The organism is Bacillus sp. RO2, from assembly GCF_012911845.1.
In the GTDB taxonomy this organism is placed as follows: Bacteria; Bacillota; Bacilli; order Bacillales; family Bacillaceae_I; genus Sutcliffiella_A.
The window spans coordinates 360,551-379,584 of the sequence record NZ_JAAXCU010000057.1 but is presented as its reverse complement, the minus strand read 5'-3'; the positions used below and the strand labels follow the sequence as shown (position 1 = coordinate 379,584).

18 protein-coding genes are annotated in these 19,034 nt (G+C 37.6%); 3 read left to right on the top strand and 15 right to left on the bottom strand.

Features of this window, described 5'->3' with window-relative positions; translation table 11 throughout:
- Nucleotides 1–9: 9 nt before the first annotated feature.
- The 3 genes from HF078_RS20730 to HF078_RS20720 form a co-directional block, all read right to left on the bottom strand.
- Complete coding sequence (locus HF078_RS20730; protein ID WP_169292842.1) at nucleotides 10–588, bottom strand: DUF2087 domain-containing protein; 579 nt, start codon at nucleotides 586–588, stop codon at nucleotides 10–12.
- 338 nt (nucleotides 589–926) lie between these two features.
- Nucleotides 927–1,412 (bottom strand): methylated-DNA--[protein]-cysteine S-methyltransferase, encoded by a 486-nt coding sequence (locus HF078_RS20725; RefSeq protein WP_169292841.1) that lies wholly within the window; start codon nucleotides 1,410–1,412, stop codon nucleotides 927–929.
- Between the two features lie 30 nt (nucleotides 1,413–1,442).
- Nucleotides 1,443–3,653 carry a PAS domain-containing sensor histidine kinase gene (locus HF078_RS20720; RefSeq protein ID WP_169292840.1) on the bottom strand — a complete coding sequence of 737 codons (2,211 nt, stop codon included), beginning with the start codon at nucleotides 3,651–3,653 and terminating at the stop codon, nucleotides 1,443–1,445.
- A gap of 333 nt (nucleotides 3,654–3,986) precedes the next feature.
- Here HF078_RS20720 and HF078_RS20715 point away from each other — a divergent pair, with 333 nt between their 5' ends.
- On the top strand, nucleotides 3,987–5,750 hold the full coding sequence (locus HF078_RS20715; RefSeq protein WP_169292839.1) for a B12-binding domain-containing radical SAM protein: 1,764 nt from the start codon (nucleotides 3,987–3,989) through the stop codon (nucleotides 5,748–5,750).
- A 6-nt stretch (nucleotides 5,751–5,756) separates the two neighbouring features.
- Here the strand turns inward: HF078_RS20715 and HF078_RS20710 are convergent, their stop codons facing one another.
- The 3 genes from HF078_RS20710 to HF078_RS21135 are packed head-to-tail and all read right to left on the bottom strand — an operon-like array spanning nucleotide 5,757 to nucleotide 6,264.
- Nucleotides 5,757–5,927, bottom strand: coding sequence for a hypothetical protein (locus tag HF078_RS20710; protein ID WP_169292838.1), 171 nt, complete (start codon nucleotides 5,925–5,927; stop codon nucleotides 5,757–5,759).
- A 14-nt stretch (nucleotides 5,928–5,941) separates the two neighbouring features.
- The gene (locus HF078_RS20705) at nucleotides 5,942–6,097 is read right to left on the bottom strand and encodes a hypothetical protein (protein ID WP_169292837.1); all 156 of its coding nucleotides are present in this window, start codon (nucleotides 6,095–6,097) and stop codon (nucleotides 5,942–5,944) included.
- Between the two features lie 35 nt (nucleotides 6,098–6,132).
- Entirely contained in the window at nucleotides 6,133–6,264 is a 132-nt protein-coding gene (locus tag HF078_RS21135) for a hypothetical protein (RefSeq protein WP_262372367.1), read from the bottom strand.
- 81 nt (nucleotides 6,265–6,345) lie between these two features.
- Here HF078_RS21135 and HF078_RS20700 point away from each other — a divergent pair, with 81 nt between their 5' ends.
- Nucleotides 6,346–6,693 (top strand): DUF3905 domain-containing protein, encoded by a 348-nt coding sequence (locus HF078_RS20700; RefSeq protein ID WP_169292836.1) that lies wholly within the window; start codon nucleotides 6,346–6,348, stop codon nucleotides 6,691–6,693.
- A gap of 134 nt (nucleotides 6,694–6,827) precedes the next feature.
- Here the strand turns inward: HF078_RS20700 and HF078_RS20695 are convergent, their stop codons facing one another.
- The 6 genes from HF078_RS20695 to HF078_RS20670 form a co-directional block, all read right to left on the bottom strand.
- Complete coding sequence (locus HF078_RS20695; RefSeq protein WP_169292835.1) at nucleotides 6,828–7,655, bottom strand: carbohydrate ABC transporter permease; 828 nt, start codon at nucleotides 7,653–7,655, stop codon at nucleotides 6,828–6,830.
- A 12-nt stretch (nucleotides 7,656–7,667) separates the two neighbouring features.
- Complete coding sequence (locus HF078_RS20690) at nucleotides 7,668–8,573, bottom strand: carbohydrate ABC transporter permease (RefSeq protein WP_169292834.1); 906 nt, start codon at nucleotides 8,571–8,573, stop codon at nucleotides 7,668–7,670.
- 178 nt (nucleotides 8,574–8,751) lie between these two features.
- Nucleotides 8,752–9,999 carry an ABC transporter substrate-binding protein gene (locus HF078_RS20685; protein ID WP_169292833.1) on the bottom strand — a complete coding sequence of 416 codons (1,248 nt, stop codon included), beginning with the start codon at nucleotides 9,997–9,999 and terminating at the stop codon, nucleotides 8,752–8,754.
- A 101-nt stretch (nucleotides 10,000–10,100) separates the two neighbouring features.
- A complete protein-coding gene (locus tag HF078_RS20680; protein ID WP_169292832.1) occupies nucleotides 10,101–12,203 on the bottom strand; it encodes an amylo-alpha-1,6-glucosidase in 2,103 nt (700 codons plus the stop codon).
- 119 nt (nucleotides 12,204–12,322) lie between these two features.
- Nucleotides 12,323–13,327 carry a LacI family DNA-binding transcriptional regulator gene (locus tag HF078_RS20675; RefSeq protein ID WP_169292831.1) on the bottom strand — a complete coding sequence of 335 codons (1,005 nt, stop codon included), beginning with the start codon at nucleotides 13,325–13,327 and terminating at the stop codon, nucleotides 12,323–12,325.
- A 136-nt stretch (nucleotides 13,328–13,463) separates the two neighbouring features.
- On the bottom strand, nucleotides 13,464–14,822 hold the full coding sequence (locus tag HF078_RS20670; protein WP_169292830.1) for a TrkH family potassium uptake protein: 1,359 nt from the start codon (nucleotides 14,820–14,822) through the stop codon (nucleotides 13,464–13,466).
- 166 nt (nucleotides 14,823–14,988) lie between these two features.
- Here HF078_RS20670 and HF078_RS20665 point away from each other — a divergent pair, with 166 nt between their 5' ends.
- Nucleotides 14,989–15,177, top strand: coding sequence for an alpha/beta-type small acid-soluble spore protein (locus HF078_RS20665; protein WP_148986895.1), 189 nt, complete (start codon nucleotides 14,989–14,991; stop codon nucleotides 15,175–15,177).
- 90 nt (nucleotides 15,178–15,267) lie between these two features.
- On the opposite strand, the gene HF078_RS20660 is transcribed toward HF078_RS20665, so the two are convergent.
- The 3 genes from HF078_RS20660 to HF078_RS20650 all read right to left on the bottom strand — a co-directional run bounded on the left by HF078_RS20660 (nucleotide 15,268) and on the right by HF078_RS20650 (nucleotide 19,027).
- Complete coding sequence (locus HF078_RS20660; protein ID WP_169292829.1) at nucleotides 15,268–16,428, bottom strand: anti-sigma-I factor RsgI family protein; 1,161 nt, start codon at nucleotides 16,426–16,428, stop codon at nucleotides 15,268–15,270.
- On the bottom strand, nucleotides 16,397–17,179 hold the full coding sequence (gene sigI, locus HF078_RS20655) for an RNA polymerase sigma factor SigI (RefSeq protein WP_169292828.1): 783 nt from the start codon (nucleotides 17,177–17,179) through the stop codon (nucleotides 16,397–16,399). Before sigI ends, HF078_RS20660 begins: the two co-directional genes overlap by 32 nt.
- 759 nt (nucleotides 17,180–17,938) lie before the next feature.
- Nucleotides 17,939–19,027 (bottom strand): SDR family oxidoreductase, encoded by a 1,089-nt coding sequence (locus tag HF078_RS20650; RefSeq protein ID WP_169292827.1) that lies wholly within the window; start codon nucleotides 19,025–19,027, stop codon nucleotides 17,939–17,941.
- Between the last annotated feature and the right edge of the window lie 7 nt (nucleotides 19,028–19,034).

Here is a 19,034-nt window from a genome sequence, read left to right as displayed (position 1 = left end):
TTCTAAGTATTATTTCGCCCACATTTCTGTTGGGTTTAGTTCGTAAATTCCTGCTTCTCTATACATGTAATGATTAATAATGAATTCCCGGCGGATCGTTGCATAGTCCTCATGGAATTGTTTGATGTGTTCATTGATTTCCTTTTCACTGTACTTTTTACCCATTTCCAAGTCTTTTAGGATATGTTCGAATACAATTAATTTCTTCTTTCTTTGGGCAGGAATGGTTTTCAATTTCCCATCTCTGGCAAGAAAATTTTGCAAGATCTGCTCCCTCTCTTTTTGCTCTTCCATCGTCCTCTCCCCTTTTCCGCTTCTTTCTAACACGATAAAAAGACCTTCACTATGTTGTTTTAAAGCCTTTGAATTTAAATAATAATAGACCGTGTTTTTTTCTCTTCTTTCGTACACAGCACTTACTTCTTTAAGCTTAGAAATATGATGGGAAATCGTCGGGGGCTTTACCCCTAACCTTTCTGCTAATTCTTGTCCACTTAATGGTTCTTCAGTGGATAACAAGACAAGCAGTTTTATTCTAGTCGTATCTCCCATTACTTTATAAAAGTTAACGAGTTTATCCAGTTGCAAAAAAGTTTACTCCTTTACCTTAAATTAGACGTACATCTAATTAGATGATAATCTAATAACAAGGTAAAATCAACCTTTTTTCTTATTTTTCTTTAATATTGACCCTTTTTCTTCCACACTAATGATATTAAGTTTGGCTAATACTTCCGTATAAAAAATGAGTTTGTTATTTTTCCCCATTTTTATCATCTCCACTTTTGCCCTTGAGCAACTTTTTTAGTCTTAGTAAATTATATGAAGAAATAGAAAAAATGATACACGCATGCAACTCTTAAATAAAAAAAGTACGATAGCATATATACTATCGTACCTTGTAATAACTTTATTCTTTTTCAGCTCTATGCCAATGCGCCTTCTAATCTTAACAGCTCTTCTTTCATTCCGATTTTATCTCCTGCGTAACCTACCAGGTCTTTATTCTTACCAATGACACGGTGGCAAGGTATAACAATCGGCAGCGGATTTCTTCGATTCGCTTGTCCGATTGCCCTTACTGCTAATGGTCTGTTGATTTCTTTGGCAATATCCTGATAACACCTCACTTCACCATAAGGGATGTTACACAATGCGTTCCAAACTTCCTCCTGAAAAGGGGTACCATCCAAATTATATGGTACTTCAAATGAGGAACGGTTGCCCGCAAAATATTCTTGAAGTTGGGATATAACCATCTGACATAGTTGATCTTCAGGGGCAAAAAAGTAAAGACCTTCCGTGTCCTCCTGGAGGAATTCTGAATCAAACTCTATTCTAACTAAATAATCTTTACGACATATTACGTAAATAATACCTATTGGAGTTGGTGTGCTACTGTACTGATACATGTCTAGATACCCTCTTTCTTTTCATCCGATTCAATGCACAGTCGGAGACCCTATTGGTAATTTTATATAGAAGGTAGTACCTTTGCCAACCTCACTGCTGACTTCGATGGTACCATTATGTTCCTCTACAATTTTATAGCTTACCATAAGCCCCAACCCTGTTCCACGTTCCTTTGTCGTATAAAAAGGTTCACCAAGTTTTTTCAATTTATCTTCTGGGATACCTATCCCTTCATCCTTAAACGAAATAAGAACCTGTTCACCAGCTATCTTTTTTAAATCTACAGATACAGTTCCACCGCTAGGCATCACTTCTATCGCATTTTTTAAAATATTAATAAAAACTTGTTTTAATTGATTTGGTTCACAATATATATCCGGTAACCCTTCTTCAATGGAACTAATAAACTGTACATTCTCAAGGGATGCTTGTGCGCTTAACAGATCAAGGGTTTCTTTCATTATAACTGATATATTTTTTCTTTGATAAGAAATGGCTTGTGGCTTAGCCAATACGAGAAATTCGGTTATGATGGATTCAATTCTCTTTAATTCAGAGGTGATGACATCAAAGTACATGCCATATTGGTCTTCATTCATGCTGTTTTGTAAAAGTTGGATAAATCCTTTTAGAGCTGTCATTGGATTTCGTATTTCATGTGCGATCCCAGCAGCCAATTCTCCTACAACCGTCAAAGTATCTGACTTTCTTAGCTGATCTTCCATTTCCCTTTTTTCTGTTATATTTCTAAATATCGTCATGTGCAATCCTTCAATAACATGCTTCTTGGCAGAGTATTCAATAATCTGTTCTCCACTGTACCCTTCTATACATAATTCTCCACTTAACTCTTCGCTTTCTGGACATTCTTTCCACTGTGCTTGGAGTTCCTTAAGCTGTTCTTTAGGAATATACCAGTGAAGCTGATTATTCATCAATTCTTCTTTAGAGAGGCCCAATATCTTGCTTGCATTAGGATTGGCATCTATTACATCACATCTATCATCCCATAGAAGTATACCGTCCATGGCATTATTGAATATCTTTCTAAATTTTTGTTCGCTTTCTCTTAAGTCTTTCTCCATCTTCCTTCTTTCGCTCACATTTCGAAATATTATCATATTATATCCATCAATGATTCCTTTGTTTGCTGTGAATTCAAGAAGTTTTTTCTGTCCATTCGGCATATGGAACTCGAGTTCTTCTCGAATTTCTCCCTTTGCTCCAAACTGTTTTACGATGGAGAACACTCTTTTATCTTTTTTTGGAACAAATTCATGAAGCTTTGAGCATACCAAATCATCAAGTGGCAATTCAAAGGCTCTGCTTGCCGCAGGGTTGGCTCGCTTTATACTCCCGTTATTATCCACCAATACGATTGCATCTAAAGCATGTTGAAACATCTCTCTAAAACGTTCTTCGCTTTTTTTCAGTTGCAGCTCCATATTGCGTTTTTCTGTTACGTCTCTCATTATCGCTAAATAGAAATCGTCATAAATATTGGCGGTGATGGTTACTTCGAATGTTTTACGCTCACCTGTATGAAGAACTACCGGCAATTCTCCCCTAACCCTTCCATGACTATCTAGAAGGTTCCAAATTTTTGTCATCTTATATTGGAAACCATCTTCCAAAAAGTCATCTAACTTTGATTGCAGAAGATCTAATTTAGTCATAGCAAAATTAGAACAGAATGCAGGGTTAACATCGATAAATAAGCCATCTCTATCAAATACGACAATCCCGTCCACCGCTCTATTTATCACATCATGATACATTTGTTTACTTTTGCTTGATTCCTTTTCTAATTGTTTCTTAGCCGTTACGTCACGGATGATACATATATCGAGGCCACTTTCATCCGGATTACGAACAGCTGAATATTCCACGAATTTAATTGTTCCGTTATCTAAACGGACAATCAATTCATTTTTCAACTCTCCCAATTCTGTTAATTGTGCTTCCTGGTACTCTACTTCCTCTTTTGGCATTAGCTCCAGAAAATCATGTAATTTTCGTCCTAGTAATTCCTCTCTTGGTATTTCAAAAAGTTCGCAAGCTTTGGAGTTCACTTGAAAGAATTCGACATTTTCATTGAATAAAATTATGGCATCATTGGCATGTTCAAATGTAAGTTGCAGAAACCTGTATTCCTTTTCCAGCTTTTGAAGCTTGGCAGTTAGAGTTTCTATTTCTGCCTCCAACTTCCTGGTTCCTTCCTTCACCATGTGTTGGATCATGACCTTCCCCCACTTATTATATATTTAAATTCTTTTCTCAAAGATTATCATTATTGACCACGGACAAGTGACTTACTAGTAAAAAACATTATTTTTCCACCACTCTATATTCTTCTACATACCTTATCTAAATTCCTTTGTTCAACATTTAAAGCAATAAAAAAGTCATTTCAGAAATCATTTTGTAATAATTCCAGATTTCCTGTTGATAATGGAAGAGAGGAAAGATTTACTAGCCTTAGAAAAAAGGCATGAATTTATTACTCACCATATTTAATTGTGATAAACTATATTAGTTATAGAATTTTTCAATAGGAGTTTGATGGATTTATAATGAAGATAATTGCCACTACATTAAACGCGAAATATATCCATACCAATCTTGCCATTCGCTATTTAAAAGCTTATGCAGAGCCGGAATATACAGTAGATTTAGTTGAATACACGATTAAAGATCCAGTGATGAATATTGTGTCGGACCTTATCCAAAGAAAACCTGATGTTATCGGCTTTAGCTGTTATATTTGGAACATAGAAGAAACAATCAAGGTCATGAGCATGTTGAAGAAAATTAATCCAGAGCTTATCCTCGTTCTCGGTGGACCTGAAGTAACTTATGATGTGTCGGAATGGCTTGACCGGTTAACCGACGTTGATTTCATTGTTCTCGGTGAAGGGGAAATCACTTTTAAACAATTGCTTCATGAAATTCAAGGTGAAAGAAATTTCGAGTCCATCAGTGGCTTGGCTTATCGGGATGGAGAGGACAAAAAAATATCTCCTCAACGAAATAAAGTAGATTTAAAAGAACTTCCATCGCCATACAGATTTGAGGAGGACCTATCACAACTTGGTAAAAGAGTGACATACTTTGAGACAAGCAGAGGCTGTCCTTTTAGCTGTCAGTTCTGTTTATCTTCCATTGAAGTGGGAGTCCGCTATTTTGACCGAGAAAAAGTAAAAGAAGATATTCGTTTCCTGATGAATAATGGCGCGAAAACGATTAAATTTGTGGACCGCACCTTTAATATTAGTCGAAGCTATGCAATGGAAATGTTTCGCTTCTTAATCGATGAGCATCTTCCAGGGACTGTTTTCCAATTTGAAATCACAGCCGACATCATGCGACCGGAAGTTATTGAATTCTTGAACCAAGAAGCACCTGCTGGATTGTTCCGATTTGAAATTGGTGTACAGTCTACCAATGATGCCACAAATGAGCTTGTGATGCGCAAACAGAATTTCTCCAAATTATCTCGTACTGTGACGATGGTTAAAGAAGGCGGAAAGATAGATCAACACTTAGATTTAATTGCTGGTTTGCCTGAAGAAGATTACCACTCATTCAAGAAAACGTTCAATGATGTATTTGCCCTTCGTCCTGAAGAGCTGCAACTTGGTTTCTTGAAAATGTTGCGTGGAACAGGGTTAAGGATTCGCTCAAACGATCATGGATACAATTATATGGATCACGCTCCTTATGAAATTCTTGGGAATAACATTCTTAGCTTCGATGACATCATTCGAATCAAGCAAGTGGAAGACGTACTTGAAAAGTTCTGGAACGACCACAGGATGGATGCGACTGTGGAACATTTGGTTACCCATGTGTTCGAAACACCTTTTGACTTCTTCCAAGATTTCGGTGCCTACTGGGATAAACAAGGATGGGCAAGAATTGGGCATCAACTAGAAGATCTTTACAAGCGTTTGTATTCCTTTTTACATGAAGAAAGGCCAAACGCTTTATCCGTAATGGAAACGTTGATGAAGTATGACTATTTACGCCATCAAAAATTCAAGCCTCGTAAACCTTGGTGGCAGGATCGTCTCGAAAAAGAAGATAGAACCAATATTTATAAACAAGTCATTGAAAACCCTGCTTTATTAGGTGACCAATTTGCAGCACATAAATTGAACGAAAAAGAACTATATAAACACACGATGGTTGAAAGCCTTCAGTTTGATCTCGAACACTACCTTGTTCATGGTGAAATCGTTGAAGAGCAAAGCTATGCAGTAGTTTATTTCAATCAAAATACTAACAAAGCAGAAATTTATCCTTTATCATCTAAAACAAGAAAAACTGCTAGCTGAATCCAGCTAGCAGTTTTTCTTGTTTTTCTTTTTATTATTAGACTCTATTGCATTCTCAAATGCCTTCGCAGCATTTGGATCGCCAAATTCCGGACCAAATTCTTCGTTTAAACTATCTTGAGAAATAGCATGCTCCGAACTATGTGCCTGCTTTTGTTTTTTCTTTTTTGCATCCATTCTATACAGCCCCCTTATTTACCTTGTCTGCCGTGTTTAGAATTACGGTTTGCTCCACGAATCATATCCTCTTTATCATATGCAGCAGAGAATTCCGTATCAGGTAAGCTTTCCTTTGGAGTTTTATTATTATTTTTCGCTGCATCATGAGCAACTTTCCTCTTAGCCAATGCAATCACCCCCGTACTTATAGATTGCCCCTTTGTTATTTTTCACATTCTTCATATGCAATCAAAACTATTTCCTCTCCCATTTCTTCCCGCAACTTTTGTTCATATTCTGCAATTCGATCAAGTTTATCCTGTGACAGGTTGGCAATTTCAAATTTTTTAGTCATATTCGTTCCCTCCTACTTTTCTTCGTACATACTTATTTATTTTAATGAAATGCTAAAACTATACATTCGGAGGTGAAATCTATGGCTGATCAAGATAAGTCATTGGAAGTCCCATACATGGAAGAAACGATGCCGCATCAGATCAACTCCCCTTCCTTCAAAGGCTCTAATTTAAAAATGAAACCGCCTTTTGTTAACGAACACGGCGTAGTAATCGGTGATAGCAAATATAATTCAGAAGAGTCTCCTTTAAATAACTGGAGCGACGAAGTGGACCCTGCCATTATGGCCGGTGACCAATGGGTGCATCCAACAAATGATATCGGTTGGAACTCTGCCGAAAACCGCGAGCTTGTTGAAAAATCAATAAAGCCACAAGGCTTCCCATTTACACACCCAGATAAAGATGTTAGTTATGATGGGGATTAAACCTGTTTAAAAAAATTCCTTTAGGGGTCAGACCCCTAAAGGAATTTAACCACCTATGTCGAAGCGCACCAAAAAAGCAGAATGGAAATGTACTCCTTCCCTTCTGCTTTTTCTTTGGGTTAATGTGATTCGTTTTATTTTCCGCCTGTAAAAGATATTCCTTTGATGAAGTAGCGATTAAAGAAACCGTAGATGAGCAGGACTGGCAATGTGAAGACCATTGATGCTGCCATTATATAGTTCCAATAGCTGATATATTGTCCTTTAAAAGTATTCAGTCCAAGCGGCAAAGTGAACATTGAAGGATCTGACAAGATAATTAACGGTCGCATAAAGTCGTTCCAAAATCCCATAAAAACGAAAATAGCTTGTGCTGCAAGTGCAGGCTTTGCCAAAGGAAGCACTATCTTAAAAAATGTTCCGAATCTGCTTAGTCCATCCATTTCTGCCGCTTCTTCCAATTCTTTAGGGAAATTGATGAAAAACTGCCTCATCATAAAGATGAAAGTGGCGTTAATCATAGCAGGTACAATCATACCCTGATAAGAGTTCAACCAACCCAACTCACGTAAGATCAAGTAGTTTGGAATCATTGTTACTTGAGCTGGAATCATCAAGACTGCCAGTATAATAATAAACAATGTTTTACGCCCGGGGAAACTCAAACGTGCCAAAGCATACCCAGCCATCGAATTAAACAGCAGGTTGAGTGAAGTTCCGGCAACCCCAATTATTAAGCTGTTTAACAGCCAACGAGGGAATAACTCCTGCTCCAAGAATATCTGCTTATAATTATCAAATGTAAAATTATTAGGAATGAAATTAATTGTCCCACTTACAATTTCTTCAAGAGTTTTAAAGGATGATGAGACTGCCCAAATAAAGGGCACCAGTGTGATGACTGCATATAAAACGAGAATACCATACAATATTGATTTTCCAACGCTAAACTTCTTCTTCATATAGCAGCCTCCTTAATAAAGAGATTCTTCTTTTGAAAATTTTCGTTGCAGTAATGTTGCCACTAAAATCACGATAGAAAGCATAACTGCAATAGCAGCAGCATATCCCATTGTACCAAGACTCTTGAACGCATATTGGTAAATTAATAAAACGACAGTTAATGTTGAATTATCGGGACCACCCGATCCTCCAGAGAATATGAAAGATTGGTCAAATAGCTGAAATGTACCGATCAAACCCATAATTACCACAAAAGAAGTAACTGGCCGCAAATTCGGAACTGTTATATAGATGAATTTCTTGAAAGCATTTGCCCCGTCTAGTTCCGCCGCTTCGTATAACGAATCTGGAATGTCTTGCAAGGCAGCAAGATAAATGACCATAAAAAACGGTGCTGTTGCCCAAATGTTCATTATCATAATGGCAATTAAAGCTACACTAGGATCACCCATCCAGTTATAAGTTGGCAGGCCTAATATTGATAGGATTTCGTTGACCAATCCATTTTGGTTGTACATCCACATGAATATTAAGGTCAATACAGCAGAAGAAGTTAAGGTCGGAAGGAAATACACAATTCTAAAAATACTTTGTCCTTTTAATCCTGCGTTTAATGTTGCTGCTAAAATTAATGCTAGCAAGGTTTGTATCGGTACTACGATAATAACGTACTTAAAAGTATTCCAGAGTGCACGTAAAGCTCTACCATCATCAGAAATATTTGTAAAATTACTTAACCCAACAAACTCATACGTAGCAGTACCTAACAGCTGAACCTTATGAAAAGATAAGAAAAATGCATATAAGATAGGACCGATAACGAATAATGCCAGTACGAAAATTGTTGGTGCCATGAATGAATAGCCTTGTGATGCTTCTCTTAGCGACCGTTTTGAGTAGGTGCGCTTTTTCTTCATAAAATTCACTCCTTTTCCCTTCAAAGAGTCCCTCTTTTTCTACATGAACTCTTTCTAAAGAAGAAGAAACTAGACATTCTTCTTTACAAAGAAGTCAGTAGGGACTTCCAGGAGCCTGTCATCATCTACTTCTCAGACAGGCACCTTTAACGTCCAAACCTTCATCATTTAAGAAGTATTACTCTCCAATTTCTTTGTTCGCTTGCTCCTCTGCTTCTTTCAATGCTTCATCGAGCGGTCGCTGCCCAAGGAAAGCGGAAACGAATTGGTTATTAAAATTGTTCATAATAGTAGGAAGATTTACTCCATTTGCCCAAACAGTAGCATAGGATGCACCTGCCACCAGTGCTGCACGTTTCTCATCTTGATCAAATCCAAGTTTCTCGGCAACAGATTTTCTAGTTGGCAATGCATATCCCTTTGAAGTCCAGATCTCCATGCCTTCAGGACCTGTCAAATATTCAATCAGTTTCCATGAGGCTTCTTTTTTCTCGGATGCTGCATTCATTACATAGGAAACGGTATAAGCCATAGTCGATTTTTCACCATTTACTGTTGGAATTTCCGCTGTACCATACTCAACATTTGGGAATGTATCCTCAAGGAAAGGAATTGCCCAGTTACCTTCAATTACCATCGCCGCTTTTTCCTGTCCAAACATTTCACCGCCCCAGTTTGCTCCTACATCTGAAGCTTGTGCTGCAGTTTTATCTTCATTTCGTTGGTCGATGATTGGTTGTAATGCTTCAATAACTTTCTCATCTCCAAAGTTTGCTTTATTGTCCTTGACAACTTGTCCACCTAGAGATTCAGCTATATAATACATTCTTGCAAGTTCAGGAGCTACACCAAGTCCTACAACGCCATCCTTTGTCAGCTGCTTTGATACTTCTCGAAGCTCATCCCATGTAGTTGGCACCTCTACCCCAGCTTCTTCAAACATTTTCTTATTGTAAAATAAGGCGAGAGTGGAATAATCTTTAGGGAATCCGTAAGTTACACCATCCTTTTGGAAAGCTTCTAGTAGCGGCTGTTCAAAATCTTCCACATCAAACTCATCTGTTACATATTCATCAAGAGGTTCAAGTACTCCAGTTTCAATTAGAGCAGGAGCTTCAAAAGCATCTAAATAGAATACATCGGGTGCTTCTCCCCCAATTAACCGCGTCTTCATTACATCCATATACTGGTCGGAAATAACTTCATGTTTAACTTTGATATTGGGGTGTTTTTCTTCAAATGAATCCAAGGCCTCTTTCAGCAATCGTGTTTCAGATGGGTTCCCACCCCATCCGGCTAATGTAATTTCTACATTGTCTCCGGTGCTTTCTGAGGAACCACTGCTGTCTCCGCTACAACCTGACAATAACCCACCAATAAGCATCGTAGAAACACCTACTGAAGCCAACCATTTTTTTGCTTTCATCTTAAATCCCCTCTTCCTGTTTTGTGTATTTATTTGGACCAAGTTCACAGCAACTGCTGAGACCCAGCCATTTTTCAAGAGGAATATTCCCTCTGTAAAACCTAACTCTGAATGATTTCATAACCTGTAGTATTTTCAACAATTGTTAGCTCCACATTTCCTTCAGAACTTTTTTTAGCTATAAGGGATAGAAAACCTTCACCAATTTTAACCTTCTCTACATCAAGTTCATTCATTCCCTTTGGAAGTAATGGAGAAATAGAGATTTTCTTTTCTAAAGCATCAGGGAAAAGACCTAAGATAGTTTGAACAAATACAAGTGGTGTACCCGCAGCCCATGCTTGCGGAGAACAAGCAACTGGATATTTAACTGCTTTGCCAACAGACTTATCATATCCACAGAATAATTCTGGAAGACGATCATATTCAAAATGAGCGGCAGCCTCGATAAGCCCTTCAATCACTAAGTTGGCAGCTTCCTGCCTCTGTACTTTGGACATTCCTAGTAACACCATGCTGTTATCATGCGGCCAAATACTGCCGTCATGGTAACTCATTGGGTTATAACCCGCTTCCCCTGTGCCCATAGTACGAATTCCAAAACCTGAGAACATTTTTTGGGAAACCAGCGTCTCAATGACCGCAGTAGCCTTATCCTCATCGAGCATTTCAGAGAATAAAATATGTCCTGGGTTTGAAGTAATTGTTCCAACTTGTTGTTTATTTTTATCCAAAGCAATCGCATAGAAATTGACATCATCCATCCAGAATTCTTCATCAAACTTCTTTTTCAGCTTCTGGCTTTCTTCCCTTAATAATGCTGCCCTATTGGAATCCCCAAGCTTGTCATAAATCGATGCTATACCCATCTTAGCTTGATATACATATCCCTGAACTTCCGAAAGTGCTATAGGAGTATCAGCGTAATCTCCGTTTCGGTGAACAATTGAATCTCCGGAATCCTTCCATCCTTGATTGGCAATTCCTTTGCTCGCCTCCTGATGATATTCTACAAACAAATCGCCGTCGCGGTCACCATACTGGTCAATCCATGTCAATGCAGCTTCTATGTGTGCTTTTAGGTCCTCAACTACATTAAAGTCCCCTGTCCATTTAACATACTCTGATAGAAGTATTAAGAATAATGGTGTTGCATCAATAGTTCCGTAGTAAGGTGTAAATGGAATTTGCTCGGTTGTTGCAAGCTCCCCGTAACGAATCTCATGCATGATTTTTCCCGGTTGTTCATCCCTCCAAGGATCTACTTTCGTCCCCTGTTTACTAGCCATTGTATAAAGAGTACCTTTTGCCACTTCCGGTTGGAACGCAAGCATCTGGAGAGCTGCGATTAGACTGTCCCTTCCAAAAGGAACCCCAAACCAAGGTAGCCCTGCAACAGGAAACTTACCATATCCAAGGTCTGTCAATAATACTCTCAAATCCCCAAGACCCCGATCAATAAGGCGTTGTAAAGGAAGCCAATCCGTTTTCACTTTTGTGACGTTGGTATTCCAGCTATTATAGGATTCTTTCAATTTCTCTAAAGCAACAGAAGCCGAAAGAATATCATCTGACTTTTCTTCACCATGTTGCGGTTGTATCTTTAAAGTGATAGTCTGTTCTTCTTCATGATCTAACTTAAATTGAAAGAAAACTTCTCCTTTTTCTCCATTAATGCATTGAGCATCCTTATCCCATTCAATGTATGTCCGTCTTGAAAGATTATCTGCACCATCATAGTGGAAGGTCATCGTCTCCCCATCCACTGTTTGGCCAGCCCTTTTTCCAATTTCTCCATTTTGAAAGCCACGAACAATGAACATATCAGCGAAGTCCACGTCCATATGAACGCTCAAATCGAAATTTACACTCTTAGGGTAATAGTTTTTCAATGTCAGAGATTCGTAGAATACATCATTATAGATAAAACGTGTGCGTTTAATCTCGACGGATTCTCTCCATAAAATTAGTTTTCCATCCCTCTCCATATGTGGATTGGTCATAAGAATTGTCGCCTTATAATTTTCTGCTGCATCAGAGTGTAGCAGAATAGGTTCTTCGCCATTAATCTTTAGATCCAACTTGCTCAAAAAACGTGTATCTTTTGTATACAACCCCAGTCCGTAAGGGTGTTGCTCAGGAATATTTCCATTTGTATCTGTAAGTAAAAACAAGTCATTTTCTTTTATTACTCTATAATCCATTGTCCTACCTCCAAGGTGTCTAAAGTATCCGAAACGTTTTGGTTATTAGTTAAAAATAAAACCGAACTTTTTCCAAAACGTTTCGGATTTTTTACTTGTAAAAAAGCACTTGTAGTGCCTTATTTTGTTGATTCTCTTATAATAAGCTTTGTATCAATAATTTTTGCATGAGACTGCTCTTTTCCCTCCAGCATATCTAAAAGGAGGATTGCAGCTTCAAATCCTAATTTGAACTTATCTTGTCGTATTGTTGATAGACTTGGATTAGAATAGGAGGCTAGCATAATATCGTCATAGCCTATAACCGCGATGTCGTCCGGTACTTTCTTTCCAATACTCTTTACTGCCCTTAATACACCTAGTCCCATTAAATCACTGGCACAAAAAACGGCTGTGATCTCAGGATGTTCCGTCAACAGTTCCACTGCAACTTCTTCTGCTACTTTTTCTTTAAAATCTCCATTTTTAATCCATTCTGGTCTGAATGTCAGTTGCTCATTAGCCAGCACTTCCATATATCCTTTTAATCGTCGAATACTTACATCTGCCTTTTCATGTCCGTTTATCATGGCAATATTTTTATGGCCTCGTTCAATCAAATGGGTTACTGCTTTTTTTGCACCTTCTACATTGTCCGTCGTAACATAGCCTACTGTTGCTGATTCCTTAGGGATATCCACTAGAACGCATGGGATGTCACTTTCAACAACCTCTTGCAGATATGGATCATCCGTTTTTATCCCTTGCAATATCACACCATCTACTCTACGTTCTCTGCAAAGCTGAGTATAGGTTTTTTGGCTTTGTTTTGATGAGGTAGTACTAAAAAGGACAAGATCATAATCAGAATTAGCAGAAGCTTCATTAATTCCGCAAAGAACTTCAAATGTGAAGTTATCCTTGACTCCCTCTCTATTCATATCAGAAACAAGTAGCCCAATTGTTTTTGACTTCTTCATCACAAGACTTCTGGCAACTGTATTGGGACTGTAGTTTAATTCCTTTGCTACTTCCTCAATTCTTTGTCTTGTCTTATTGCTCACATCACTATAACCATTTAAAGCTCTGGAAACAGTTGTGACAGAAACACCAGCTACTCTAGCGATATCTTTTATAGTCGTCATGGTCTTCCTCCCAAAACGTTTCGGTTCATTTGTTACTTGAAGAATAACACGTTCCTGAAAGCGATTGCAATAGTTTTTAATAAATTTATGAAAAAAGAGACCTTTAAAGGGTCTCTCTTTAGAAAACATTTATTGATCAACCAATAATAACTCTCTCTACCGGGTAATGATAGTTCGGCGGTTTTTGTTTGCTTTCAAGAATGAACAGGAATGTTAGCAATCCGACTCTTCCAATAAACATTAAACAAATAATGATAAACTTACCTATGGTAGACAAATCCGGGGTGATCCCCATTGAAAGTCCAGTTGTTCCGAAAGCTGAACAGACTTCAAATATGATTTGAATCAACGCAAATTCTTCGGTGACGCTAAGTACGATGATAGCTGATGAACATATTAATATGGCTAGCAAAAGTACTACTAGCGACTTTATTATATCTTCCTCATGAATTTCTCTTCCAAAGATTTTAATGTTTTTATTCCCTCTGGCAAAATGAAATAAAAATAGAATGTTTAACGCAAATGTGGTGGTCCTAATACCTCCACCAACGGAACTTGGCGATGCACCAATGAACATTAGCCCACACATTACTAAAAGAGTAGAAAGGCCAAATTCACTGACATCCATAGTCGCAAGGCCTCCGCTTCTTGTAGTAACAGACTGGAATAAAGCATAAAATAAAGATTCATGCCAGCTCATCCCTTTGAAATAGGCGTTTGATTCCAGTATGATGATAGCAAGAGCACCTAAAGTAATTAAACAAGCAAAGGTGATGCATGTAATTTTCGTGAATAAAGAAAAGCGGAACCTTCCATTTTTATGCATGATGAATTCTTTTACTTCCACCAACACCGGAAAACCGATAGCACCAGCAGTAATTAAGATCATAACAATGAATTGGACGAAATAATCATTTGCAAATGGAATGAGTGATTGGCCGGTAATGTCAAACCCTCCATTAGTCGTCGCACTTACGGACGCAAAGAAGCCTTGAAAATACGCCTCTTGCCATGTATCAAAATGAGATAAGAAATAGGTACCTAAAATAAGTGCTCCAAGCAATTCAATAGTGAGGATCAAAAAAAGAATCTGCTTTATCAGCTTTACTATTCCTGAGAGATTCGACTGATTTTGGTCAATCATCATCAGCCTTCTCTCTTTTAGACCTATTTTACGTCCTAAGATAAGCCAGATAAAGGTACCAACTGCCATAACCCCCACACCGCCGAATTGCAGAACAAACGCCAAGATAAAGATACCCGGTACTGTAAACGTCTCTACTGTATTTAATACTGTCAAGCCAGTTACGCTAACTGCGCTGACTGCGGTAAAGAGCGCATTGATAAAACTCCAATCGACTCCCTCGTACCTTGCAACAGGAAGACTAAGCAGACTTACTGCAATAACGACAGCAATAAAGTAAAAACTAACTATGAGTTGTGCAGGAGATAAATTATTTACTTTCTTGCTTACTGAATTTTTTAATGTAGTCATAATTGCCCTTTCACATAACAATAAAAATAAATCTTAATCAAGTTAACTAATCCCCACTTATATTACAGTATTTGTCTAATACTTTCCAGTATTGATTAGAAAGAATATCTCATACTAATTTTACAGCTTTCATATAGGAAGCTGAACATAAAAAGGAGTGATAAAAATGGCACGTAGCAATAAATTACTCGTACCTGGAATCGAGCAAGCTCTTGACCAAATTAAATATGAAATTGCTCAAGAATTTGGTGTATCTCTTGGTTCTGACACTGCTGCACGCTCCAATGGATCTGTTGGTGGAGAAATCACTAAACGCCTAGTAGCACAAGCACAATCTCAAATTAACGGAAAATAATTTAATAAGAATGGATAAAACCCAGAGTAAGTTACTCTGGGTTCCTCTTATGTAGACTAAAATAATAATCGTGATGAAGAACAAGCGTACTTAATCGTTATCGTTGTCTTTCCACTTGTTTTCTTTTTTCCTATCGTCTTTTTTTTCTTCCCTTTTCTTTTCTTTCCTATCTTCTCGCTTTTCTTTCCTATCTTCTCGTTCTTCTTCTCTCTTTTCTTTCCTATCTTCTTGCTTTTCTTTCCTTATTTCTTTCTTTTCCTCTCGCTCTTGTTTCTTTTCTTCTCTTTCATCTTCCCTTTTTTCTTTCTTATCTTCTTGCTTTTGTTCTCTCTCTATTTTCCGTTCCTCTTGTTCCTTCTTCCGATCCTCTTGTCGAGCTTTTTTCTCTATTTTTTTCTGTTCCTGCCTGTCTTCACGCTCTTTTTTATCCGCTTCTTTTTCGCTCTTCTTTATTTCTACAAAGCTTGGCGGACCACTTTTCTCTTCTTGTGCATTGGCATGCTTGATTTCAAGTGGTTTTTGGTTCAGTGGCATAGTCGGTGCAGATTCTGACTTGGACGTATCTTCGCTATCCACCAACTCTGTTTTTTGTTCTTTTTGAATGTATTTTCCCGGAGAAATACCTTCTTTTAATGCATCCGAACGTTCTTCAATCGTAGTTTCTAATGTCGTAATACTGACCTTATCTTCTTGAACTTTCTCCGAAATCGTCGTTATCTTATTCTGCATCAATGTTTTCCAGTCAGAATTAGTTTCATGAGATAGAACAGATGCTATAAGTACTTCACTGTTTTCAGATAAAAAGCCCTTTTGGCGAAAAACATCAAAAATTTGTGATGACACGTTTGTGATATCCTGTTTCTCCCAATTTTTCAATTGGTTGATAATATCCTCGCCCTCTTCATTATATGCTTCCATAGAGATAACCTTCATATCTTTGTTTATACCTAGTTCAATACTTGGATTAACATCAACGGAGACATACGCATACACTTGGTTACTTGCATATTTAGGATACAGAGAAAAAGCTAAAATAATGGCAGTCATAACACTAATTAAAGCCCATTTTCCGCGTAAGCCCAAGGCTAATTTCCCTTTTTTTGCGGTCTCTGCCCTATGCAAAGGAAAAAAAACGATTTCCTCTCCTAAATCTACTTGCCCCTTTTGTTTTCGTGACTTCAAAAACTCACCCTCAGGGGTCAGAATGGTGACATGTTCATCATGAACTTCGAGCACAATCCCTTTTTTCACTCGTAATCGCCCCTTTTAAATAATCTTTCAAATATATATAATCCCCCGATAATATAATGGAAACGGCAATGATGTATTTTCGGTTGCGTTCTATTGTTTTCCTACTCACATCCACCAAGCCTTCCAACTGCTTCATTGGCAGCATTTTCTTTTCAAACAAATGGTTTTTTAAGTCTTGGTTTTGTACGAGTGTATGTGCAACCTCAATGGCATTTTGTCTTGCATCAGAATGCTTAGGTGAGCATTCCAAAAGATCTGCAAAGCTAAGGCCAAAATCCTTTAACACTGTTTGATAATACTTTATTTCTTCTCTTCGATGTTCTTGATCGATCTGCTTATTGAATTCTTCTACGGATAATGTAGCTTCTATTTTGTTAGAAGAATAATCGTCTTGATCTACTTCCTGCTCGGACATTGTAACGGTAAAGTTTTTGCTCTCTTTTCTTATATAGTCAATTACCCTTCGTTTAATGATCAGATCTGCAAAAGAAATCAAGGAGCTGCCTTTATCTTTGGAGTATTTCTCTATCGCTTCATTAAAGGCTATCAATCCGATACTGAATTCGTCATCCGTTTCACTAATATACCTTTTACACACGGATGACACTGCTTTAGCGATAAAAGGTTTATATTTATCAATCAGATTGTTTTGTAGTTGAACATTGCCAGCTTGTATCTCCAGCACTTCATCTTCAAGAGTCTTTGTGCGTCGTTTGCCGAATTTAAAAAGTAGGCTCAGCACCGGCTTCACCTCTCCTCCTGCTTATCTTATAACATATTATATAAATAAATGATTTCATAAGCATGTATTAAGAAGGAGGCTTTTTCATCTATAGAAAAAGTCACCTGTCCTATATATAAGGTGTACTTTTATCTATAAAATGTCAATGTAAAAACCTGTTAAGCCGGGGCCGGTTGTAATAATAAGTTAATATAAGTAACATTATTCCATTATCAAAATATTCAGAGGTTTTTATTTTTCCAAAAAATAAGTTTATTAAGTATCCATTCAGTCGGTTTTTAGCGTTATTCCTTGTCCTCCTTTATCGCATTGGCCAATTATCATTGACTAGTCACTTAAATGTTACGTGAATGTTTCAATCTTTTCGGGGGAGAAACAAAAAATAATTTTAGAATACTTCGAAATGCCTACTATTTTTCTTCAATTAGTTCTTTCGATTCGGATGCTAAAAACTTTAGGTGAATGGTTTAACCCACTGATCCTTTCTGCAAATGGCTTCGCTTTCCTAGGGGAGCTGGTGGAGCCTTCTCGGCTTCGCCATTCTACAGCTGGAAATTAGAAGAACGCAAGGTTACTGCTTTTTGGGGTTAAACTCGGTTTTTTAATATCTTCAAACAATGGAATAATCTTGTTTATTTCAGTGGAAGTGCATAGACGCAGCAGGCAAGCGAAGAGCATGGAACGGAAATCAACAGGTATTTAAAATTTCTAACTTTAATAAGAAAAGGGACTACTGCTCCTCATAGTCCCTTCGAAATTCAAATTCTGTTATGATATATGGATGTGTTTCATTTGGTCATATTTATGTTCGTTATAGTACTTTACCATCATATCAGCTGTTAAATGGAATGATGGGCAATTTATATCAGCATCATCAAGTATCCTTCTTGCTTCCCTACAATCAAAGCTGCCTCTCCATGTGTAATAATCCAAGGCCTCGCGTTCGACTTTCAGCCATTTCCTTGCTGTTGGAACACGCAGGAATGTTTTTGCCAATGGAAGAGGTATAGATCCTGTTGGTGCCTTTTTTAGAAACTTCTCCATCAAAACAGTATAGGCTTCTCTTATTGAGATAGGCTCAGGGTTGGTTAAGTGTAGGGTCTTACCTTGAGCACGCTCTGAATGGGTCAGATAGCATGTACTTTTTACAATATAATCAATTGGGACAACATTGAACTCCGCTTCTCCTTTACCCAAATGGGGTATTAATGGTAAAAACCGAAGAGAATGAAGGAAGTTTAACATAAGATAAGGACCATCGAACTTGGTTGTTTCCCCGGTTTGACTATGCCCTTTTACTATTCCTGGACGAATTATCGTGATTGGTAGCTGTTCTTTTTCCCTATCCACTAATATTTCCGCTAAATATTTTGTTTCCTCGTAATGATTTTTAAACGAAGCTTCATGTATTAATTCCGTTTCCCGAATCTTTCCTTCCCTTTTTCCAGACACATAGGCGGTACTGAAATAGATTAATCTCTTAAGATTCGTCAATTTCTTTACCCATTCAAGCACTTGTTTTGTTCCGATGACATTCACTTGAAAGGCGATTTCTCTTTTTACTGCTAAATCATAGATCGCTGCAAGATGATAAACATAGTTGGTTTTTTCTTGTACAAGCTGTTGGTCTTCCTTATTCATATTTAAATTTGGTTGTGTAATATCCCCTTCAACAAGGTGGAACGTTGTTGAAGGGAATTGTTGTTGATAGGTGTGGATGATAGGCACAGACATACTTTTTTGGGCTGGAAGTACTAATAAAAAAATATTGGTGACATTCTGTTTTGTTGATAACAATTCACGAACCAGTTCTTGGCAAATAAATCCTGGAAATCCAGTAAAGAAGTATCCACTCATATCAAAA